The sequence below is a fragment of the Rhodococcus sp. Q1 genome (assembly GCF_004153645.1).
Taxonomy (GTDB): domain Bacteria; phylum Actinomycetota; class Actinomycetes; order Mycobacteriales; family Mycobacteriaceae; genus Rhodococcus; species Rhodococcus gordoniae.
Genome location: NZ_SDMJ01000005.1, coordinates 299,730 through 320,532, shown reverse-complemented (window position 1 = coordinate 320,532; position 20,803 = coordinate 299,730). Strand labels below are relative to the sequence as shown.

The window sequence follows — 20,803 nt, the reverse complement described above, 5'->3', positions numbered from 1 at the left end:
GGGAATCGGTGATCGGGTCGCTGCGACCGGCCCCCTCCCTGCCTCGATGCTGCCCGAGTGCCGAGTCCCCCAGCACATCGAGAGGGAGGCCGCCGCGTGACTTCGCTGAACTGTCGGACACTGACCGTCGCCGCTGCATGTCTGACACTGATCAGCGTGAGCGCATGTAGCGCAGGCGAGAAGGAGAGCGCCGCGTCGGCCGACTCCATGACCGTCGAGAACTGCGGGATCGATGTCACCGTGGAAGCGCCACCGGAGCGCGTGTATGCCGCCTACCAGCCGGCCATCGAGATCGCGCATGCGCTGGGGATCAGCGATCGTCTGATCGAGACCGCCTTCCTCGACGCTCAGGTGCTGCCCGAGTACGCAGATGCCCAGGAGCAGGTGCCGTACGTCGAGAAGCTCCCCAGCCGTGAGGCGCTTCTGGCCACCGGGCCCGACTTCGTCCTGTCGGGCTACAACAACGTGTTCACCGAGGACGGCGCCGGCGACGAGAGCTTCGGCACGCGGGCGAGTCTGGCCCGGCTCGGCATTCAGAGCTGGATCCTCAGCCCGCTGTGCCCCAGCGCGGACGGACTGTCGGACGAGGCGATCGACCCCGCCACCGTGAGCGTCGAGACGATCTATGACGACCTGCGCGACCTCGGGGCCCTGTTCGACGTCGAGGAGCGCGCCGAGGAGGTCATTGCCGACCAACAGCAGCGCATCGCGGCGGTCGACCAGGTGCTGGCCGGGGCGGACCGCCCGAGCGTCGCGATCGTCCTGCTCGACGAGGGCGGTGGCATCCGAGTCGCCGGTGGCATCGACTTCGGTAACCGGATCATCGCGCAGGCAGGGGGTGTGAACGCCTTTGCCGACCTTGTCGAGCGACGCCACGTCGCGATCGACCTCGAAGAGCTGATCCGTCGCGACCCCGATGTCATCGTGACCAGCACCTGCTGCGATGCCTCCTATACCCGCCAGGACGGCGCCGAGGAGGCGCAGACGATCATGCAGAACCCGGCGCTCGCGGGCCTGTCGGCCGTGCGGAACGGTGCCGTGCATCCGTTCCTGTTCGCCGACCGCGCCGCCGGAGTCCGCATCGCCCATGCAATCGAGCTGCTGGCCTCGCTGCTGCATCCCGACCTGTTCCCGGCCGTCCCGGACGAGACCGGACAAGACGGGGGCGAGTGAGGTAGGCGGTGACGACGGCGGCAACGACCCCAGAGCGATCTGCGGACGGTCCGGCCACGGCTGCCGGCGCGCCTGTCGTGCGTTCCGGCCTGCTGAGCGGCAACCGTACTCGTCTGCTCGGCCTCGCGGTGGCCACGATTGTCCTGGTGGCCGCGACCCTCGGCTCGGTCCTGTTCGGCACCCTGCCGGTCGGTCTCTCCGACGTGGCCGGGGCCGTGACAGGCTCAGCGGACAGTGACGTCGAGCGCGTGGTGCGATATATCCGCATCCCACGGACCGTGACCGGACTGTTGGCCGGGATGGCGCTGGGCGTCGCCGGCGCGGTGATGCAAGGTCTGACCCGCAACCCCTTGGCGGGGCCCGGACTGTTGGGCATCAACGCCGGCGCGGCACTGGCGGTGGTCTCGGCGATGGTCGGTCTCGGCATCATGAGCGCTGCCGGTTACGTGTGGTTCGCCTTCGCAGGAGCCGCGGTGGCCGCCGTTTTCGTCTACCTGCTCGGCTCGCTCGGGCCGGGTGGTGCCACACCGGTGAAGCTCGCGCTGGCCGGGTCGGCGTTCACCGCGCTCCTGGGCGCGGCCACCACGATGATCACGCTCCAGGACGCCTCCACGATGGAGGACTTCCGTTATTGGGTCGTGGGATCGTTGACCCGTTCGGACAGTGAAACTCTGGCCGCGGTGGCGCCGTTCATCGCTGCCGGCGTCGTCCTTGCCGTGGGCCTGACCCGCGCGCTGAATGCTCTGGCTCTGGGTGACGATCTCGCCCGCAGCCTCGGTGCCCGTATGTGGATCGACCGCACCGCAGGTGCTCTCGCCGTAGTCCTGCTTGCGGGTGGCGCCACCGCTATCGCAGGTCCGGTCGGGTTCGTCGGGCTCGTGGTACCCCACATCGCACGGATGATCACGGGCCCGGACTACCGCTGGGTGCTCGCCTGGACCATCGTGCTCGCGCCCATGCTGCTGCTGATCGCCGACATCCTCGGACGCGTCCTGGTCCGGCCCGAACAGCTGCAGGTCGGAATCATCACCGGCCTGATCGGCGCCCCGTTCTTCCTCTACCTGGTCCGCAACCGCAAGGTGGTCGGCACATGAGTTCGCCGGTGCGCCGCGGTCCGACCCGCGACACGCTCCTGGTGGCCCCGCGAGGTACCCCGGTCTCCTTTCGGATCAGCCGCTCCTCGGTGCTGCTCACCGTCGTCGCCGGCGTGGCCGCCGTTGCGGTCGCCACGGCTTCCTTGGTCCTCGGGGTGTACCCGATCTCGGTTTCCGACGCCCTCACCATCGTGGGCGGCGGAGGCACCCTCATCGAGCGCGAGGTCGTGCTGGGCGACCGCCTGCCCCGGGCACTGACCGGGCTCGGTGTCGGCGCGGCTTTTGCGCTCTCGGGGGCCATATTGCAGCGCATCGCCGCCAATCCGCTCGTCAGCCCCGACATCATCGGCATCAATTCCGGGGCGGCGATGGGCGCATTGACCGTGCTGCTCATCGTGGGGGGCAGCGGTCTGCAGCTCGTGTTCGGTGCGTTGGCCGGCGCGATCCTCGCTGCGCTGATGATCGTGCTCATCGCCTACCGTCGCGGTCTGCACGGCTTCCGGCTGGTGCTGGTCGGGATCGGTGTCGCGGCGATGCTTTCCTCCGCTATCTCCTATCTGCTCACCCGTTCCGACATCCACCGAGCCATGAGTGCCGCCGCCTGGCTGACCGGCAGCCTGGCCAATCGGAGCGGGCTGCACGTGACCATCATCGTCATCGCGCTGGCGGCGACGGTCCCGGTCCTGATCGCGATGTCGCGGCATCTGCGGCTGCTCGAGCTCGGCGACGATCTCACCCGCACCCTGACCGGAGCCGGTCAAGGCCGCAAGGTGTTGTTGCTGCTGCTTGCAGTGGTCCTCGCCGCGATGGCGACCGCAGCTGCCGGACCCATCGGTTTCGTCGCGCTGGTGGCGCCGCAGATCACCCGCCGCATCCTCGCCGAGCGGCAGGTCGGCCTTGCGCCCTCTGCCGCCGTCGGCGCCCTTCTGGTGGCCGGCGCCGATCTGGCGGGCCGTTCGATCTTCGCGCCGTCGGAGATGCCCGTCGGAGTCCTCACGGCGATCCTCGGAGCGCCGGTCCTGCTCTATCTCCTCGCCCGCGCCCACCGCATCGGAGCCGCCGGATGACACCGCAGCCGGCACACGCGACCCGGTCGGTCTCGTTGACGACCGAGCAGCTCAGCCTGGGCTATGGCTCCTCGCTGATCGTCGACCAGGTGAGCACGAGCCTGCCTGCCGGCCGTATCACAGCGATCGTCGGACCCAACGGGTGCGGCAAATCGACGCTGCTGCGGGGCCTGGCCCGTCTGCTGTCGCCGCAGCACGGCAGAGTCCTTCTGGACGGTACCGAGCTCACCGAGATGCCGGCGCGCACGCTGGCCCGCACCCTCGGTCTGCTGCCGCAGCAGCCCCTCGCCCCGGCCGGCATCACCGTCGCCGATCTCGTCGGCCGGGGCCGGCATCCCCATCAACGGTGGTTCCGTCAGTGGAGTGCCGAAGACGACCGGGCGGTGGCTGTCGCACTGGCGGCGACCGGCGTCGACCATCTGGCCGAGAGCCCGATCGACGAACTGTCGGGTGGCCAACGCCAGCGCGTGTGGATCGCGCTGGCGTTGGCCCAGGATCCCGAGATCATGCTGCTCGACGAGCCCACGACCTTCCTCGACCTGGCCCATCAGATCGAGGTGCTCGACCTGCTCGCTTCCCTGAACCACCGCCTCGGGCGCACCATCGTGCTGGTGTTGCACGACCTCAACATGGCCAGTCGCTACGCCCATCACCTTGTGGCGATGCGAGCGGGGACGCTGGTGACCGCCGGACCGCCCAGCGAAGTCATCACTCCCGAGATGGTGCGCGACGTCTTCGGTGTGGAGGCCACCGTGATCACCGACCCCGTCGCAGGCACACCGCTGGTTCTACCCCACCGGTCGGTCGACATCGAGGCCGCCCGGTGACCGGGCGCGTTCTGGTCGGCATGTCGATCCGCGAAGTCAACGCCATCCGGGAGCTGGAGGCCGCCGCAACAGGAGCGGACGCGCGGCTCGCCTTCCTGCAGATCGCCGAACCCACACTGTCGACAGTGCTGACCGAACTCGCCGACCGAGGGGTGACACGGATCGAGTTGCTCGGGGTGTGTTTCGGGCCGCTGGCCCCCGGCTTGTCGTGGCTGCGACGGGTCGCCGCGCACTGGTGGCGCGAGCGCGGCCCCGAGGCACCGGATGTCGTGATCGCTACCGTCCTGGTCGGCGCAGACGTCGCCGTCCCCGGTGTCATCGATACGGCTCTGCAGAATGTACGGCCGGTCCGCGGCACCGAAGCGCCGGTCACCTCACCCGCGTGGGAACAGGTGCCGCCGTATCGTCGCCACGTGACGGTCTGTCGGGGGCCGCGCTGCAGCGCGCGGGGTGCCGAGCAGACCTGGACGGCCCTTGCGGACGGACTGACGCAACGGGGGCTCAAGGACACCGAGGTCCTGATGTGCGCCGCGACCTGCATGTTTCCCTGTAATCAGGCCCCGGTCGTCGCCGTCCAGCCCGACGACGTCTGGTACGGCCGTATCAACCCGGCAGAGGTCGACGAGCTGATCGAAGTCCACCTCGTTGCGGGGACGCCCTTGGACAGCGCACGGATCCGATAGGCCGAGTTCCTGTCAGCCGAGTGTCGGACAGGGTGTTTCTCACTGCGTGGTCCCTGAGCGACGCCGCTCCGCGCCGGACCTCGGTCGGCGCCCGGCTTCACACTCATGTGTGCCGGAAGCCCCTACCTGTGCGGTCGCGCGGATCGGGGTCCAATCCCAGAAACTCCGCCCGGATGCGGTCCCACGCCTCGAGGTGTTCCCAGACCGGTTCCTCCGTCAGCTGCTGGGTGTTGGTGAGGAACGGGGTGGGCAGCATGATCGTGAGCATCTGCTCGTCCCGGCCGTTGAACATGCGCAGACCCCAGGAGGTGACGGTGTCGTCCCTGCCGATCCTGCGGTACAGCTCGGCGCGGCCGCAGCGGCGGATCCGGCCGAGTTCCGGCCCACTCGCGGTGTGTTCGCCGATGCACAGATGGAAATGCCACCGGCCGAAATCGACGGTGACGTACCCGTCGTACATGCCGATCTTCTTCGGCGCGTCGGGGGCCGCGACCTCCAGCGCCGAACCTTCGATGAGCAGACCGAACCACATGTCGTTCCAGTAGTTCTCGAACAACAGCCGGATCAGGCGCAGCAGGCTGTCCTCGTCGGTCGGCAGGGGCCAGCGCTGTTCGCGCCCGCCGTCCTCGGTATCGATGATCTCGGGATCGAAAACGACTGTCACGGAATCTCCTTCGAGCGGTCCTTCGGCGGGGTGGGAAAGACGCAGTCGCCGCACACCCCGCCGGTGGGTGTGCGGTAGTACAGACAGCAGCTGCGACGTCGGCCGGTCGCCGGGTCGAGGGCTTCGGCGAGACGCGGATCGGACAGTGCAGCACCGACGAGAGGTTGTGCAGCCGAACCGATCACCCGTCCGGCGCCGATCAGGGCGGATGCCGTGTTGCCCCACAGCAGGCCGCCTGCCACCACGTCGCGCCACGCACGGACGAGGGGTTCGATCTGGCGGTCGAGGACTTCCGTCACGACGTCGTCGCCGAATCCGGGTTCTGTGATGTGCAGGTGCAGTCCGGCGTCGTTACGCCACAGGAGTTGCCCGGGATCGAGCCGGATGCATCGTCCGGAGTCGACGACGGAACCGATCGCCACCGACCACACGCGTGCGACGTATCCGAAGAAGAGGGTCGATGCGGCCACGCGCGGTTCGTCGGTGCCCATCCGCGCGGCAGTATCGGCCACCAGAGCGTCGCGGGTCGCGGGGTCGGCCAGATCTGCGGTGGGACGCCACCTGCCGTCGGCAGGTCCGGTATTCACGCGGAAGTACGGGCTCCATACGGCGATTCGCTCGAGAACCCCGATCGCATCAGACACGGCTGTCCTCCGCTTCCAGGTCGAACACCATCCTGCGAGGATCGAACCGCATGCGTCCGCGATCGAACGCCGCTCCGATACGGCCGGATTCGGCCAGGGCACCGGGGGTGCCGCATGTCAGTGTGCGGTCCGAGTCGAGCAGCCACATCCGGTCGGACACCCGTACTGCGAGTTCGAGTTCGTGGGTGGACATCACCACCGCGAGATTCTGCTCGCGCGCCAGGCGTCCGAGGACGTCGACGAGTTCGACCCGTGAGGGCACGTCGAGGAAGGAGGTGGGTTCGTCGAGCACGAGCAATGACGGATCCTGGGCCAGCGCCCGGGCGGTGAGGGCGCGTTGGCGCTGGCCGTCGGACAGTTCGGCGAACTGTCGCAAAGCCAGGGGCACGGCACCGACGGCGTCGAGGGCCCGGTCCACCGCGGCCCGGTCTTCGGGTGAGAGTCGGGCGCTGGCCGGCAGATGTGGGGTTCGGCCGAGGGCGACGAGTTCGCGCACGGTAAGCAGCCCCGGGTCGATGCGTTCGGTGAGGACCACCGAGATGCGGGTCGCCAGCTCGGCGGGGCGCACCGTCGCGAGATCGTCACCATCGATGAATACCTGCCCGCTCAACGGTGGTTGCAGTCCGCACAGGGTGCGCAGCAGAGTCGATTTGCCGGCGCCGTTGGGGCCGACGAGGGCTGTCAGTTCACCGCGGCGGGCGACGGCAGTGATGTTCGCGGCGATCGTCGTGACCGCGCTCGAGCGCAGGGCGCGGCGGCGGGTGTAGCCGATGGTCAGGTCGCGCAGTTCCACACCCGCGGGGGTCACAGCGCTGCTCCCAGTGCTCCGCGCCGGGATCGGATCAGCACCACGATCACCACGGGAGCACCCACGAGCGCCGTGACGGCGTTGAGCGGGAAGACGGTGTCGGTCCCCGGCATCTGGCTCACGATTCCGCAGATCACGGCCACCAGGCCTCCGAGCAGGGCTACCCCAGGCAGGAGTACCCGATGATCCGAGGTTCCGAATGCCATGCGGGCCAAGTGCGGAACGATGAGACCGAGAAAGCCGATCGGCCCGCAGAAGGCCGTGGTGGCCCCGGCGAGCAATGCTGCCGACACCACCGTCGTCAACCGGACGGTCCGGATGTCGATGCCCATCGAACGGGCGTATCCCTCACCGAGCAGCAACGCGTTGAGCGCACGCACCGTGAGCAGGGCGACGGCGATCCCGCCGACCACCACGGGGACCAACAGCCTCAAATCGGACCAGGTTGTAGCCGTGAAGCTGCCCAGGCCCCACACCAGGAACTGCTGGCTGCGCTGCGGATCCGCGTAGACCAGGAGGACGGACACGACGGCGGTGGTTGCCGAGCCGAGCATCACACCGATCAACAGCAAGGTCACAGCCGATTTCACCCACCGTGACAACAGCACGATCAACAGAAGTACCGCGGCCGCTCCGAGCGCGGCGGCGATCACCACCCCGGCACGTCCGAGGCCTGCCAGCCCGGCCGTGAATCCGCCGGCGCCGCCACCCCCGGCGACCACCACGACGGCAACCCCGAGGCTCGCGCCGGAGCTCGCGCCGAGGATGAACGGGTCGGCGAGGGCATTGCGGAAGAGCGTCTGCATCTGCAGACCGGCGATCCCCAGGGCCGCACCCACCGCAAGCGCGGTGACGGTACGCGGCAGACGCAGATCACGAAGCACCATGTCCCACCGGGCGTCGGTCGCGACACCGCCGACCAGCACCCGCAGCGTCTCGTCGAGCGGAACGGTGACCGATCCGAGGATCACCGACAGCACTGCCGCGACCACGATCGCGGCCGCCAGTGCCACGAACGTGACGGTGACGCGACCCACCCGCACGGATGTTGCAGGTCGCTGATCGACCGTGACCTCCGAGGTGGTCAGCACCGACGTCATGCCGGTAGCTGCCGGTAGAACGTGAACTCGTGGCCGGGAAGAAGATCGGGGTGCAGGATCGCGACGAGATCGGACAGGATCAGATCCGGGCGCAGCACACCGCGCTCGTAGAAGTCGTTGCCACCGTTCGGCCCGAGTGCCTTGTTGGCGTTCCAGACCCGGCCCGCAGCGGCCGCGGTCAGTGATCCGTAGCGTTCGTCGTCGGCGAGGGCATCACCGATCGAGTTCCAGCTGTTGTTCACTACGAGCCAGGTGGGGGCGTCGGAGGCCTCGGCGACCACGGTTTCGAAGTCGAGGGGAAGCGAACCGGTGGTCGTTACGTCCTGCCACGGCCAGCGGGCACCGGCATCGCTGAACAACCGGCCCATGTAACTGCCGCCGGAGGACATGTACCAGGTGCCCTGCGACATCCCGCCGAGCAGCACGGGCACGGTCTCGACGCCCGCGGCCTTCGCCGCGACGTCGAGATACCGGTCGCGGATACCGTCGTAGACCTCGGCGGCCCGGGTCTCCTTGCCGGTCAGTGCAGCCACGACCTTGATCCACTCGGCCCGCCCCAACGGCGATGCCTCGAGCCATTCGGCGTTGGCGACCACGCCGATCCCGGCCTCGCGCAGCTGCGTGTAGGCGGGGTCGTCGGTGCCGCCGGTCATCACCACGTCGGGCGCGGCCAGCACGACGGCTTCGGTGTCGATCGTGCCGCCCGCTGCGTATTCGGCGATGTCACCGGACTCGATGCGTTCGATCACGGTGGTGTCGGAGACATACGAACCGTTCGAGACGCCGGTGAGCACATCGAGCTCGTCGAGCGCGGTCACCAGTGGCAGATGGGTGGTCGAGCCGGAGTACAGGCTCGTGATCGGCACCTGGATCTGCTGGGCCGTGGCCAGATCGCCCGACAGCTCCGGGGCAGGTGCACCGCACTTGACCAGCACGTACGACTCGGGTTGTGCACCCGTGAACGGCTCGTCGACGGTAAGTACCTGGTAGCTCTTCTCGTAGGTGATCGAGAAGTTCTCGGCGTCGACGATCTCGGACTTGTCGGGAAAATAGTCGACCGAGGGGTCGAAGTCGGTGATACACCCGTCCGAGGCAGCGTTCTCGGTGTCGGATGTGGCCGGCGAACATCCGGCGAGCAGAAGACTTGCGGAGGTCAGCGCGACAAGGAGCGTCGGAAAGGCTGCGCGTACACGCATGGCGATTACGCCCTCTCTCGGGGAAGTCCGCCCCGGGCAAGGAGGTACGGCGACGTGAGTATCTGGCTCCCGGAGATCGCTCTACCGGTCACAGTGGCGGGACCGCGCCGGAATCACACCGGCTTCCTCGTGCGTCGTCGCAATGACGGTGCCGAAATTAGCACACGGCACGAAAAGTTCTCACGGGCCGGTCGTCCGCACCTTCGTCCACCGCTGCGTGTCGGGGTCGAAGGAGACGAGTCCCGTCCGCTCGAATTCGTCGAGCCAGCCCCGCATCGGCCACCAGCCCCAACGCTGCTGGAACAGTGTGGCATTGACGAGAATGTCGTCGAGATGCTCGACCGGCGGAGTCGACACCGGGTGGTACTGGTGGAAGGCGTGGGCGCCCCCGACCCATGCCATGGGGACTCCGGCGCGCGCGGCCTTCTGACCGAAATCGGTGTCCTCCCCGCCGTACCCCCGGTACGCGGTGCAGAAGCCGCCGATACGGTCCCATACGAGTGGCCGGGCTGCGAACGAGAGCGACCAGAACATCTCGTGTGCGTCGTTCAGCACGATCTCGTCGTCGGGTGGAAACGGGCGGGCCGGGTGCGGATCGACGGAGTCACCGAGCCGGGCGAGGTCGTAGCCGCCGGGTCCCGGCTCGGGCAGGTAGGTGACGGGACCGCAGTGAAGCGCGGCGGGATGGCGCACGGCTGCGTCGATGTACCGTTCGAGCAGCTCGGGGGACGGGATGCAGTCGACGTCGAGAAAGACCAGCAGGTCGGACGACGCCGCGCGGGCTCCGAGATTCCGTGCTTCCGCGACCGGTAGGCGCCCGGAACCGACATCCATCGGCACCACCCGCGCCGGCGATTTCGCAGCAGCGACCACATCGGCGACCTCCGGATCACCCATCGCGACGACGATGTGCTCGTCGGGTGTTCGGGTGCTGCGCGCGAGGCCGTCGAGTTGCCGCCGCAGATGCGTGCTGCGACCGGCGGCGACGGTGACGACCGAGACGGTCACGGCGCCCCCGCGAGCTCGTCCAGGATTGCGGCGGCCCGCGCCGCAGCGCCATCGACCTGCCAGCGTTTCCACTCGATCGGGTCGAGACCGCGTGCCCGTTCGATCAGTTCGGGCCAACGTCCGGGGCCGGGCCAGCCGTCGAGTCCCACTGCCAGGCCGGACTTCTCGAGAGCCTTTGCGGTGGAGTGCTGTTCGTCGAACGGACGGGGTTCGGCGATGACGACTGCAGGTCGTGCGGCGGCCGCGATGTCGGCGACGGTGTTCTGTCCCGCGTGCCCGATCACGACATCGGCTCCCGCGAGGACGGGCCACGGGTCGTCGACCCACGGACCCCCGGCGACCCCGAGACCTTCCCACGTGTACTCCGGGAAGCGGGCCGAGAAGCGGAGCAGATCGTCGACCGTGATCGACGACCCGCCGCTGCCGCTCATCACGAGCACCCGCGGCTTCTCGGCGGACGGTCGGGTGGGTGCCGGACGACCGTCGAACCGGCTGATGCCCCCGACATACGATGTCCTGTCCATATACGGGCGCAGCCAGTGCGGGTCGTAGATCTCCTGTGCCCACGGCGCGACGATGTGGTCGGCGATGCGGTACGCGAGTGTGTGCGCGGTATCGGTGCGTTCGCCCGGCATCGCCAGCACCACCACGGGGATGCCGTACAGCCGGGCGAGGAGCGTCACTTCCACCGATACGTCCACCACCAGCAGGCTCGGCCGCGTCGCGGCGATCCACGAACCCAGCGCGTGCATGCGTTCGCGGAGACCGTCGTCATGGCTGGGAACCCAGTGCAGGACGTCGTGGGCCGTCGGGTCCTGTGCGGTGCCGACGGCGAGGTCGTCGCGGGGGAGCAGCACCACGTCGTCGAAGGCATCCGACGCGCTGCCGAGCGGTGCCGACGACAACGCCGTCACCGGCGCCTGCAGATGCGCGCAGATGCTGCTCGCACGGGTACGGTGCCCGTGCCCGTGATGATGGATGTAGTAGCCGATCATGCCGCTCCTGCGAGCTCCCGATACAGCGAGACGTACGCGTCGACCATCGTGCGTTCCGAACAGCGTTCCTCCGCGCGGGCCCGGGCGGAGGAACGGGAGAGGCCGACCGCGCAGGGCACCGCCGCAGCGAGGTCGTCGATGTCGTCCGGCGCGACGAGGCATCCGCTGCTCTCGTCCACCACCTCCGGGATCCCGCCGCGAGCGAAGGCCACCACGGGTGTCCCGCACGCGAGGGACTCGGCGACGACGAGCCCGTACGGCTCGTCCCACTGCGGGGTGATGAGAGACGCCGCCGAATTTCCCACCGCTGCAGCGAGATCGGGTTGGGACAGGTGACCGAGGTAGGTCACGTCGGGGCCGAGGAACGGTTCGACGTGTCGGGAGAAGTACTCGCGGTTGCTGATCGGCCCGGCGATCCGCACTCGGTAGCCGGCTCGCCGCGCGGCCTCGATCGCAAGGTGTGCACCCTTCTCCGGTACGAGGCGGCCGAACCAGATCAGGTCGTCACCCCCCGGGCCGACGGGCCATGCCCCGAGGTCGACGCCGTTGGGCACGACCGCGACCGGACCGGGGGTGGCGTGTTCCCACGCCGCCGCGGTGTGGCGGCTGACCGCGACGAATGTGCCCGGACATCCACCCGGTGTGGCCATCGCCGACTCGAGCCAGGGCGTCGGCGGCGTGTGCAGGGTGCACAGCAGCGGGGTACGCAGTGTCCGGGCCATCGCGATCGGCAGGTAGTGCAGGCTGTGGTTGTGCACGACGTCGAAGGCGTCGGCCGACGGCCCTGCGAGATCGAGCATCAACGACAGGTAGGCGTGGTGGTCGCCGAGGAAACCGTCCGCCGGCGGCATCGACACGTCGCTTCGCGCGAGTTCGCCGACCTCGAACGAGGGCACTTCGAGGAACTCGGCCGGAAGTGTGGGGTCGGAGCCCGGTGCGGCGAAGAGCGTCACCTCGTGCCCGTCCTTGCCGAGCGCGTGCGCGAGGTGCCACACGTGTGCTTCGAGTCCGCCCGCGAAGGGCTGGCGAATCGGATATCTGTTGGACGCGATGAGGGCTACACGCAACGAGGGCGACGTCATCCGTTCCGCCCTCCCGTCGCGCGTAGGTAGATGTCGCGGTGCGCACGGGCGAGTGCACGACGCTCATCCATGCGTTGCGGCCAGGCGGCTCGCGGAAAATCCCTGGTCTCGTACAACTCACGCACGCAACGGTCGAGAGAGTCGGCGTCGAAGGTGTTCTCGTCGAAGGTGTACACGCCGCACCGGCGCTGCTCACCGTAGAAGCCGCAGCTCGGGGCGATCACCGCGGTGCCGAGGTCGTAGCACGCCTCGAGCCAGCCCGAGTGGGTGCCGAAGCGGTAGGGCAGCACCGACACCGACAGGTCCGAGAGGTACTGCCACAGTTCGTTGTCGGAGAAGTACGGATGAACACGCACGTCCACGTGGGGTTGCTCGCCGTACCGCAGGATGCGCGACCCGGCTTCCGGGTTGTACCAGTACGCGTTGTCGGGATCGAAGACCTCGTCGTGCACGTCGATCTGCAGTACGGCGCCCGGCAGGGATCGCATCGTCTCGGCGAGCGTGTCGAGTACGGGGAACAGATCCATGTTCGCCCGCAGACTCTTCGCGTGGACCCCGACGACGAACGGTCCGTCGTTACGGCGCGGTCGCTCGAGCCAGGGCTGCTCGACGACGTGCGGGTGCGGCAGGACCGTCGCCTTCCGCCCCCAGCGCAGACGGATCTGCTCGGCGGCGCCCGGTGTGAGGGTGATCAGTTCGTCCGCAGCGGGAATCAGCACGTCGAGCTGCTTGTGGTGCTCGCCCGGCTCCGGGTGGTGCGGATTGCGCAGATCGTGGACCGTGTACACGAGTGGCTTGTGATGCTCGGCGAGTTCGGCGACGGCGTCCTGCAGTTGTTCCGCGCCGATCGCGTCGAAGCCGAAATGGACGTGGAAGACGTCGAATTCCTCGTGGTGGTCGCTCACCCAGCCCGGTTCGAGCATCAACGGCGGCCACCAGCCACCGGGCACCTTGCGGCCGTCGGCCGGAATCGGGTCCGCACAACCGGATCACGTCGTCACCCTCCGGGCACGCGAGGTGCCGGACGTAGACGTGCGACGCAGGTACCGACGCGACCCGAATCACCACAGCCGACCCCTCTTCTCCCCCGCGCGACATTCGCCGTACACGCCGAATGGCCGGGAACGCCGTCCCCGGCCTTCGTCCGGTGCTCGGCGCATACCCGGGGGAGGAGGCATTCACACGTCCCTGCCCGACTCGTCCGGTCTTCACTAGGGTGGCGGTTAGCAACGATCATCGAGCGAGAGGATTCGGTATGGGTGTGAGCTTGGCCAAGGGCGGCAACGTCTCGCTGTCGAAGGAGGCTCCGAACCTGACGGCGGTGACGGTGGGTCTCGGCTGGGATGTGCGGGCGACGACCGGCGTGGATTTCGATCTCGACGCCAGCGCGTTGCTGACGAGTGAGAACGGCAAGGTCCTGTCCGACCAGCATTTCGTCTTCTACAACAACCTGCGTTCGCCCGACGGCTCGGTCGAGCACACCGGCGACAACCTCACCGGGGAGGGTGAGGGCGACGACGAGAGCGTGAACGTCGACCTCGTCGCCGTTCCGGCGGAGGTCAAGTCGATCGTCTTCCCGGTGTCGATCCACGATGCCGACGCGCGCGGCCAGTCGTTCGGCCAGGTGCGCAACGCGTTCATCCGCGTCGTCGACCGTGCCGACAACCGGGAGCTCGCCCGCTACGACCTCACCGAGGACGCGTCCACCGAGACCGCGATGGTCTTCGGCGAGCTGTACCGCCACGGTGGGGAGTGGAAGTTCCGCGCCATCGGCCAGGGCTACGCGTCGGGCCTGGCGGGCATCGCGCGGGATTACGGCGTGAACGTCGGCTGAGAAGGGTTCAGCGGACGAGCTTCCACTTCTTGTCGTGCCGGTAGAAGGTCGACCGCTTGAGGGCCCTGGGGTTCGCTACCCCGTCGCGGGTGACGACCGTGGCGGGGGAACCCAGCTGCATCGCCCGGCCCGTCAGCCACTTGTATCCGCCGAACCAGCGAGGCCGGTCGATCGCGGCCCGAAGACCGGGCATCGCCGGGGTGGGTTCGACGCGGATGCCGGGCACGGTGCCGGAGAACAGGCGGGTGTCGTCGACGTAGGCCTCTCCGACGAGCGCCTCGTCCTCGTCACCGCACAGCAACGCGCGGCCGACGAGGGCGATGCCGGCGTCGTCGCGGATGAGCGGCAGCGGTTTCGCGACGCCCTGGAGGGCGACGGTGGCGGCCTTGGACCCCGTCCGCAGTCCGTACGCCTCGGTGGCGGGGGTGCGCTTCTCCGGGACGTACGCGATCTCCAGGTCGAGACGTTCGGTGCGCATCAGGCGGGTGACGGTCGCAGCGAAGGCCGCATCGTCGCCCACGAGGACCAGACGGGGGTCCTCCACCGACTCGAGGTGGGCGAAGACGTCCTCGAAGTCGTCCTTCTCGGGGAGGGCAGGCGCAGAAAGTGCGGTCACGGGGGTCAGCGCCAACGGCAATGGCACGTCACCGCATCTGAGCACTACCGGGGTCAACGGGTCTCCTCGAGGGGTCGGGTTCGTCGGGCTCTCGGCTGTGTCCACTGTAATGGGAAGCCGGTGGCCGGGTGGGTCGGCGACCCGCCGCCGCGCGCCGCAGCTCCGGGCGGTTCTGCCGGACCGTCATCCGCGCTCGTCCGAGGGTGGACTACACTGTGGTCCCGGCTGCTGCCCGGTTGGGCAGGACCCTGCAGGCGAGACCGCCCGCACGTAGACACCTGCCTGAGGAGAGCGCGACATGCCGGCAATCGTCCTGATCGGAGCCCAGTGGGGCGACGAGGGCAAGGGCAAAGCTACCGATCTACTCGGCGGACGTCTGCAGTGGGTCGTGCGCTACCAGGGCGGCAACAACGCCGGTCACACGGTGGTGCTGCCCAACGGCGACAAGTTCGCCCTGCACCTGATCCCGTCGGGCATCCTGACGCCCGGCGTCAACAACGTCATCGGCAACGGTGTCGTGGTGGATCCGGGTGTGCTGCTCACCGAACTCGAAGGTCTCGAGAAGCGCGACGTGGACACCAGCCGTCTGCTGCTCTCGGCCGACGCGCACCTGATCATGCCGTACCACGTGGCCATCGACAAGGTCACCGAACGCTTCCTCGGCAAGAAGAAGATCGGCACCACCGGCCGCGGTATCGGCCCCTGCTACCAGGACAAGATCGCCCGTGTGGGCGTGCGGGTCGCCGACGTGCTCGACGAGAAGATCCTCACCCAGAAGGTCGAGGCCGCACTGGAATTCAAGAACCAGGTGCTCGTCAAGATCTACAACCGCAAGGCACTCGACCCGCAGCAGGTCGTCGACGAGGTGCTCGCGCAGGCGGAGAGCTTCACGCACCGCATCACCGACACCCGCCTCGAACTGAACAAGGCCCTCGATCGCGGCGACACGATCCTCCTCGAGGGTTCGCAGGGCACGCTCCTCGACGTCGACCACGGCACCTATCCGTACGTGACGTCGTCCAACCCCACCGCCGGCGGCGCCGCAGTCGGTTCGGGTATCGGCCCCGCCAGGATCACGACGGTGCTGGGCATCCTCAAGGCCTACACCACCCGCGTCGGCTCGGGCCCGTTCCCGACCGAACTGTTCGACGACCACGGCGCCTACCTCGCGAAGCAGGGCGGAGAGGTCGGTGTCACCACCGGCCGCGCACGCCGCACGGGATGGTTCGACGCCGTCATCGCCCGCTATGCGACCCGCGTCAACGGCATCACCGACTACTTCCTCACCAAGCTCGACGTGCTGTCGGGTCTCGACACCGTGCCGATCTGCGTCGGGTACGAGGTCGACGGTGTGCGTATCGACGAGATGCCGATGACGCAGACCGACGTGCACCACGCCAAGCCGATCTACGAGGAGATGCCGGGCTGGTGGGAGGACATCTCCCATGCCCGCACCTTCGAGGAGCTGCCGCAGAACGCGCAGAACTACGTGCTGCGTCTCGAGGAGCTCTCCGGCGCCTACATCTCCTGCATCGGTGTGGGGCCGGGTCGCGACGAGACCATCGTCCGGCGCGACGTCATCCGCTGACGGGGTAGCTTCACGCCCGTTCCGATTTCGTCGTCGGACGGGCGCCCGGCCCTCACTGGCCGTTCACCGACGGTTCGCACGGATTGTGCACGCTCGTCCCGCACAATCCGTCGGACCCTGGAGAAGAAGCATGTACGTGTCCCGTCGAACCCTGCTGCGCACCGTCGCGCTCGGAGCCCTCGCGACTCCGGCGGTGGCATGCTCGTCGGGAAATTCCGGTGCGACGCCGAGCCTGGTCCGTGAGCGGCCGATCCTCACCCACGGTGTGGCCACCGGCGACGTGCGGGCCGACGGGGCGCTCGTGTGGGCGCGTTCGGATCGGCCTGCGCGGCTCGTCGTGGAGACTGCAGCCACCGAATCCTTCACCGACCCCGTGCGGCACGTGGGTGGTCTGCTGACCCCCGAGACGGACGGAACCGGCCGGCTGCGGCTGACGGGACTGCCGGCCGGCGAACAGGTGCATTACCGTGTCGTCCTCGAAGGTGAGGACGGTGCCACGTCCGAACCGGTGACGGGTCTGTTCCGCACCGCGCCGGCCGCCCCGGGCGACATCAGGCTGCAGTGGTCCGGCGACACCGCCGGTCAGGGCTTCGGCATCAATCCCGACCTCGGCGGGATGACGATCTTCGACACGATGGCCCGTCGCGACCCGCACCTGTTCGTACATTCCGGTGACGTCGTGTATGCCGACAATCCGCTGAAGGAGACCGTCGAACTATCGGACGGCCGGATCTGGCGCAACATCGTCACCGACGCCAAGAGTGCCGTGGCGCAGACCCTCGACGAGTACCGCGGCCAGTACGCCTACAACCTCATGGACGAGAACTACCGGCGGTTCAACTCCTCCGTCGCGCAGATCGTGCAGTGGGACGACCACGAGACCGTCAACAACTGGTACGCGGGAGAGATCCTGGATCTCGAGCAGTACACCGAGAAGAACGTGGACATCCTGGCGAAGCGGGCTTTCCGTGCGTTCCACGAGTGGCTTCCGCTCGACCCGGCGGAGGCCGCCGACGGGCGTATCCACCGGGTCGTGCGGTACGGACCGCTGCTCGACGTCTTCGTACTCGACATGCGGACCTACAAGGACGCCAACGGCACCAACGTCGGCGCGGCAGGGCAGGTACTCGGCAGCGCGCAGACGCAGTGGCTCATCGACGAACTCACCCGCTCGACCGCCACCTGGAAGATCATCGCCGCCGACCTCCCGATCGGCCTGGTCGTGCCTGACGGCGACACGGCCTTCGAAGGAATCGCGAACGGGGACAACGGCACTCCGTCGGGTCGGGAATCGGAGATCGCGCAGATCCTGTCGGCGGTCAAGGCGCGCAGCATCACCGGAACCGTGTGGTTGACCGCCGACGTGCACTACACGGCCGCGCATCACTATTCGCCGGAACGCGCATCGTTCACCGACTTCGACGAGTTCTGGGAGTTCGTCTCGGGACCGCTCAACGCGGGTGCTTTCGGACCCGACGAACTGGACGGGACGTTCGGGCCCGAGGCCGTCTTCGTGCACGCGCCTCCGGCGGCGAACACCTCACCGATGGACGGATATCAGCACTTCGGGGAGGTGTTCATCGACGGAGGGACGAGGCAGATGCGGGTCGAGTTGCTCGACTCGCGAGGGACGGTCCTGTTCCGTCAGGTGCTCGATCCACCGGCCTGATCCCGCCCGCGCGGCGCGGGGCATACTGGATCGATGATCACTCGAGCGATCGGAGCCGGTTCGCTCGTCCGCGACCTCGGCAACTGGCAGGATTCGGGGCAGTCGCATTCCCGTCGCTCCTCTCGCCCCGATCCTCGTCCTGCCTACCGGGCGCTCGCGGACAGCATCCGCCTGCTCGTGCACGACGGTCGTGTTCCGCTCGGGGTCGCCCTGCCCAGCGAGCGGGAGCTCGCCGCAGCCCTGTCGCTGAGCCGCACCACCGTCGCGTCCGCCTACGCGGCGCTACGGGAAGAGGGTTATCTGCGCAGTCGACAGGGTGCCCGCAGCACCGTCGCGGTGCCCGCTCGCCGGGGCTCCGAGAACACCGGATCCCGGATGCCGGTCGGTCCGGCGATCGATCTGAGCAATGCCTCGCTACCCGCGCCTGCAACGGAGATCGAGGCGGCGTATGCGGCGGCGCTGCGGTCGATGTCGACCTATCTCGACTCGCACGGCATGGAACCGATCGGGGTGTCGGTGCTGCGCGAGGTCATCGCCCGTCGCTACCGCGAGCGTGGACTGCCCACCTCGCCCGATCAGATCATGGTCACCTCCGGGGCGCAGCACGCGATGCGCCTGCTGCTCGGTGTGTTCGACGATCCCGGCGACCGGGTGGTCGTCGACCACCCCACCTATCCCAATGCGCTCGAAGCGATCCGCCGATACGGCGCCCGTCCGGTGCCGGTTCCGGTGCGCCCGGAGAACGGCCCGCACGGCGGTTGGGATCTCGACGGTGTCGCCAGCGCCGTCCGGCAGACCGCCGCCCGCACCGCCTTCCTCGTCCCCGACTTCCACAACCCCACGGGCCTGTGCCTCGACGAGGACGGCCGTGCCGAACTGGCCCGCATCATGCGCGACACGCGGACCACGCTCGTCGTCGACGAGTCGATGGTCGATCTGTGGCTCGACGCCCCGCCGCCGCCGCCGGTCGCGGCGATGCCCGCCGGAGCGTCGGTGGTGACGGTGGGCTCGACGGCGAAGTCGCTCTGGGGCGGCCTGCGGGTGGGGTGGATCCGCGCCGACCGCGACACGATCGTCCGGCTGGCCGGAGCCCGGACTGCCGTCGACCTGGGCACCCCGGTGATGGAACAGCTCGCGGCCGCACATCTGCTCTCGGATGTCGACGAGCTGCTCGAACGCCGACGCGCCGGCTTGCGGGAGCGACGTCGTGCGCTGTGCGACGCCCTGGACCGGCGGTTACCCGACTGGGAGTACACACCGGGCCAGGGCGGGATGTCGCTGTGGGCGCGGATGCCCGAGCCGGTGTCGACCTCGCTGGCTGCGGCCGCACCGTCTCACGGCGTGCTGCTCTCGGCCGGTCCGCGTTTCGGCGTGCAGGGCGCGTTCGAGCACTTCGTACGCCTGCCGCATACGCAGGACGCGGAGGTCCTCGACGACGCCGTCGAGGCCATGGCCGCCGCCTACGACCAGGTGGCCTCCGGACGCACGCCCGACGAGGCGCGGCTCGTCGTCTGATCCTGTGCGCCAGGACGATCGTCGGAGCGTCGGCGGGCTCGGGCTGCCGGATCAGACCCAGAGGGTGTCGATGTCGGTGGCCTCGGCCGCCGGTGCCCCCGGCTCGCCGGCGGGTGTGCGGGAGAAGCGTGGCGCCGGTGCGTGCTGCACGGTGCCGTCGATCTCGATCAGTGATCCGCGGGCGACGAGATGCTCGTTCTTCTCCGCCTCGGCCCAGGTGAGGACCGGGGAGACGCAGGCATCGGTGCCGAGGAAGATCTCGGTCCACTCGTCGCGCGTCTTCGACAGGAACTTCTCGGTGAAGATCTTCTTCGTCTCCGCCCAGCGGGAGGTGTCGAGCTGGTGCGGCAGGTCGGCCGGATCGAGCTCGAGGCCCTGCAGCAGCAGTGCGTAGAACTGCGGCTCGATGGAGCCGACGGCCATGTACTTGCCGTCCTTGGTCTCGTAGACGTCGTAGAACGGTGCGCCGGTGTCGAGCAGGTTGACGCCGCGCTCGTCCGACCACACACCGCGGCCGCGGAACGCCCACATCATGTGCGAGAGCGCGAGGGCACCGTCGACCATCGCCGCGTCGACGACCTGGCCCTTGCCGGAGGTCTGCCGCTCGACGAGGGCGGAGAGGATGCCGAAGACGAGGAACATCGAACCGCCGCCGAAGTCGCCCACCATGTTCAGCGGCGGCACCGGACGCTCACCCTTACGGCCGATCGCGTGCAGCACACCGGTGAGCGAGATGTAGTTGATGTCGTGGCCGGCCGCGTTCGCGAGCGGGCCCTCCTGGCCCCAACCGGTCATGCGGCCGTAGACGATGCGCGGGTTGCGCTCGAGGACCACATCCGGTCCGAGGCCGAGCCGTTCGGTGACGCCGGGACGGAAACCCTCGATGAGGACGTCGGCGCGCTCGAGCAGACCCAGGACCTTCTCGATGTCGGCGGGATCCTTGAGGTCGGCCTCCACGACACGACGGTTGCGCTGAATCGGGTCGCGCTGTCCCGCCGGCGGGATCTCACCGGGGCGCTGCACGATGACGACATCGGCGCCGAGATCGGCGAGCAGGGTCGCGGCGTGCGGGCCGGGACCGAGCCCCTTGAACTCGACGACGCGGACACCCGCGAGCGGACCCTTCTTCTCAACAGCTTCAGCGGACACTCGACGAACCTCGCTCCGATGTGTAGGGACTGTCGCAACGGAGAGTACCTTAGCGAGCGTTCAGAATATGGTTCCGGTCACTGGGGTTCCG

Annotated in this window: 19 protein-coding genes, 1 pseudogene and 1 riboswitch; of the genes and pseudogenes, 9 read left to right on the top strand and 11 right to left on the bottom strand. The window is 68.6% G+C overall.

Annotated elements, in window-relative coordinates:
* The first annotated feature begins 156 nt into the window (after positions 1 to 156).
* The 5 genes from EQ874_RS17230 to EQ874_RS17210 are packed head-to-tail and all read left to right on the top strand — an operon-like array spanning position 157 to position 4,844.
* The gene (locus EQ874_RS17230) at positions 157 to 1,173 is read left to right on the top strand and encodes an ABC transporter substrate-binding protein (RefSeq protein WP_242496789.1); all 1,017 of its coding nucleotides are present in this window, start codon (positions 157 to 159) and stop codon (positions 1,171 to 1,173) included.
* An 8-nt stretch (positions 1,174 to 1,181) separates the two neighbouring features.
* Positions 1,182 to 2,267: an iron ABC transporter permease gene (locus EQ874_RS17225; protein WP_207213565.1), complete on the top strand. Its 1,086-nt coding sequence runs from the start codon at positions 1,182 to 1,184 to the stop codon at positions 2,265 to 2,267.
* Positions 2,264 to 3,334: an iron chelate uptake ABC transporter family permease subunit gene (locus EQ874_RS17220; protein WP_129977529.1), complete on the top strand. Its 1,071-nt coding sequence runs from the start codon at positions 2,264 to 2,266 to the stop codon at positions 3,332 to 3,334. The genes EQ874_RS17225 and EQ874_RS17220 overlap by 4 nt, the downstream gene beginning before the upstream one ends.
* Positions 3,331 to 4,161 carry an ABC transporter ATP-binding protein gene (locus EQ874_RS17215; RefSeq protein WP_129977528.1) on the top strand — a complete coding sequence of 277 codons (831 nt, stop codon included), beginning with the start codon at positions 3,331 to 3,333 and terminating at the stop codon, positions 4,159 to 4,161. Before EQ874_RS17220 ends, EQ874_RS17215 begins: the two co-directional genes overlap by 4 nt.
* Positions 4,158 to 4,844 carry a (2Fe-2S) ferredoxin domain-containing protein gene (locus EQ874_RS17210; protein ID WP_129977527.1) on the top strand — a complete coding sequence of 229 codons (687 nt, stop codon included), beginning with the start codon at positions 4,158 to 4,160 and terminating at the stop codon, positions 4,842 to 4,844. Before EQ874_RS17215 ends, EQ874_RS17210 begins: the two co-directional genes overlap by 4 nt.
* A 103-nt stretch (positions 4,845 to 4,947) precedes the next feature.
* On the opposite strand, the gene EQ874_RS17205 is transcribed toward EQ874_RS17210, so the two are convergent.
* From EQ874_RS17205 to EQ874_RS17165, 9 genes and pseudogenes are all read right to left on the bottom strand, one after another.
* Entirely contained in the window at positions 4,948 to 5,508 is a 561-nt protein-coding gene (locus EQ874_RS17205) for a hypothetical protein (protein ID WP_129977526.1), read from the bottom strand.
* Positions 5,505 to 6,152, bottom strand: coding sequence for a (2Fe-2S)-binding protein (locus EQ874_RS17200; protein WP_129977525.1), 648 nt, complete (start codon positions 6,150 to 6,152; stop codon positions 5,505 to 5,507). The genes EQ874_RS17205 and EQ874_RS17200 overlap by 4 nt, the downstream gene beginning before the upstream one ends.
* Positions 6,145 to 6,960, bottom strand: a complete 816-nt coding sequence (locus tag EQ874_RS17195; RefSeq protein ID WP_129977524.1) for an ABC transporter ATP-binding protein — start codon at positions 6,958 to 6,960, stop codon at positions 6,145 to 6,147. Before EQ874_RS17195 ends, EQ874_RS17200 begins: the two co-directional genes overlap by 8 nt.
* A complete protein-coding gene (locus tag EQ874_RS17190; RefSeq protein ID WP_129977523.1) occupies positions 6,957 to 8,060 on the bottom strand; it encodes an iron ABC transporter permease in 1,104 nt (367 codons plus the stop codon). Before EQ874_RS17190 ends, EQ874_RS17195 begins: the two co-directional genes overlap by 4 nt.
* The gene (locus tag EQ874_RS17185; RefSeq protein ID WP_129977522.1) at positions 8,057 to 9,256 is read right to left on the bottom strand and encodes an ABC transporter substrate-binding protein; all 1,200 of its coding nucleotides are present in this window, start codon (positions 9,254 to 9,256) and stop codon (positions 8,057 to 8,059) included. Before EQ874_RS17185 ends, EQ874_RS17190 begins: the two co-directional genes overlap by 4 nt.
* 35 nt (positions 9,257 to 9,291) lie before the next feature.
* Positions 9,292 to 9,419: riboswitch (cobalamin riboswitch) on the bottom strand.
* A 17-nt stretch (positions 9,420 to 9,436) separates the two neighbouring features.
* On the bottom strand, positions 9,437 to 10,264 hold the full coding sequence (locus EQ874_RS17180) for a glycosyltransferase (RefSeq protein WP_129977521.1): 828 nt from the start codon (positions 10,262 to 10,264) through the stop codon (positions 9,437 to 9,439).
* Entirely contained in the window at positions 10,261 to 11,259 is a 999-nt protein-coding gene (locus EQ874_RS17175; RefSeq protein ID WP_129977520.1) for a glycosyltransferase, read from the bottom strand. Before EQ874_RS17175 ends, EQ874_RS17180 begins: the two co-directional genes overlap by 4 nt.
* The gene (locus tag EQ874_RS17170) at positions 11,256 to 12,341 is read right to left on the bottom strand and encodes a glycosyltransferase family 4 protein (RefSeq protein ID WP_129977519.1); all 1,086 of its coding nucleotides are present in this window, start codon (positions 12,339 to 12,341) and stop codon (positions 11,256 to 11,258) included. Before EQ874_RS17170 ends, EQ874_RS17175 begins: the two co-directional genes overlap by 4 nt.
* Positions 12,338 to 13,439, bottom strand: a pseudogene (locus tag EQ874_RS17165) (glycosyltransferase family 1 protein). The gene EQ874_RS17170 and the pseudogene EQ874_RS17165 overlap by 4 nt, the downstream one beginning before the upstream one ends.
* 157 nt (positions 13,440 to 13,596) lie before the next feature.
* Between EQ874_RS17165 and EQ874_RS17160 the strand changes: the two are divergent.
* Positions 13,597 to 14,175: a TerD family protein gene (locus EQ874_RS17160; RefSeq protein WP_016934313.1), complete on the top strand. Its 579-nt coding sequence runs from the start codon at positions 13,597 to 13,599 to the stop codon at positions 14,173 to 14,175.
* Between the two features lie 7 nt (positions 14,176 to 14,182).
* Here the strand turns inward: EQ874_RS17160 and EQ874_RS17155 are convergent, their stop codons facing one another.
* Positions 14,183 to 14,836 (bottom strand): hypothetical protein, encoded by a 654-nt coding sequence (locus tag EQ874_RS17155; protein WP_026003325.1) that lies wholly within the window; start codon positions 14,834 to 14,836, stop codon positions 14,183 to 14,185.
* Positions 14,837 to 15,089: 253 nt separating this feature from the next.
* Here EQ874_RS17155 and EQ874_RS17150 point away from each other — a divergent pair, with 253 nt between their 5' ends.
* The 3 genes from EQ874_RS17150 (at position 15,090) to EQ874_RS17140 (ending at position 19,563) form a co-directional block, all read left to right on the top strand.
* Positions 15,090 to 16,379, top strand: coding sequence for an adenylosuccinate synthase (locus tag EQ874_RS17150; protein WP_016934311.1), 1,290 nt, complete (start codon positions 15,090 to 15,092; stop codon positions 16,377 to 16,379).
* Between the two features lie 130 nt (positions 16,380 to 16,509).
* Entirely contained in the window at positions 16,510 to 18,048 is a 1,539-nt protein-coding gene (locus EQ874_RS17145) for an alkaline phosphatase D family protein (RefSeq protein ID WP_129977518.1), read from the top strand.
* Between the two features lie 33 nt (positions 18,049 to 18,081).
* Positions 18,082 to 19,563, top strand: a complete 1,482-nt coding sequence (locus EQ874_RS17140) for a PLP-dependent aminotransferase family protein (RefSeq protein ID WP_129977517.1) — start codon at positions 18,082 to 18,084, stop codon at positions 19,561 to 19,563.
* A 51-nt stretch (positions 19,564 to 19,614) separates the two neighbouring features.
* Here the strand turns inward: EQ874_RS17140 and EQ874_RS17135 are convergent, their stop codons facing one another.
* A complete protein-coding gene (locus EQ874_RS17135; protein ID WP_129977516.1) occupies positions 19,615 to 20,712 on the bottom strand; it encodes a CaiB/BaiF CoA-transferase family protein in 1,098 nt (365 codons plus the stop codon).
* Positions 20,713 to 20,803 lie beyond the last annotated feature (91 nt).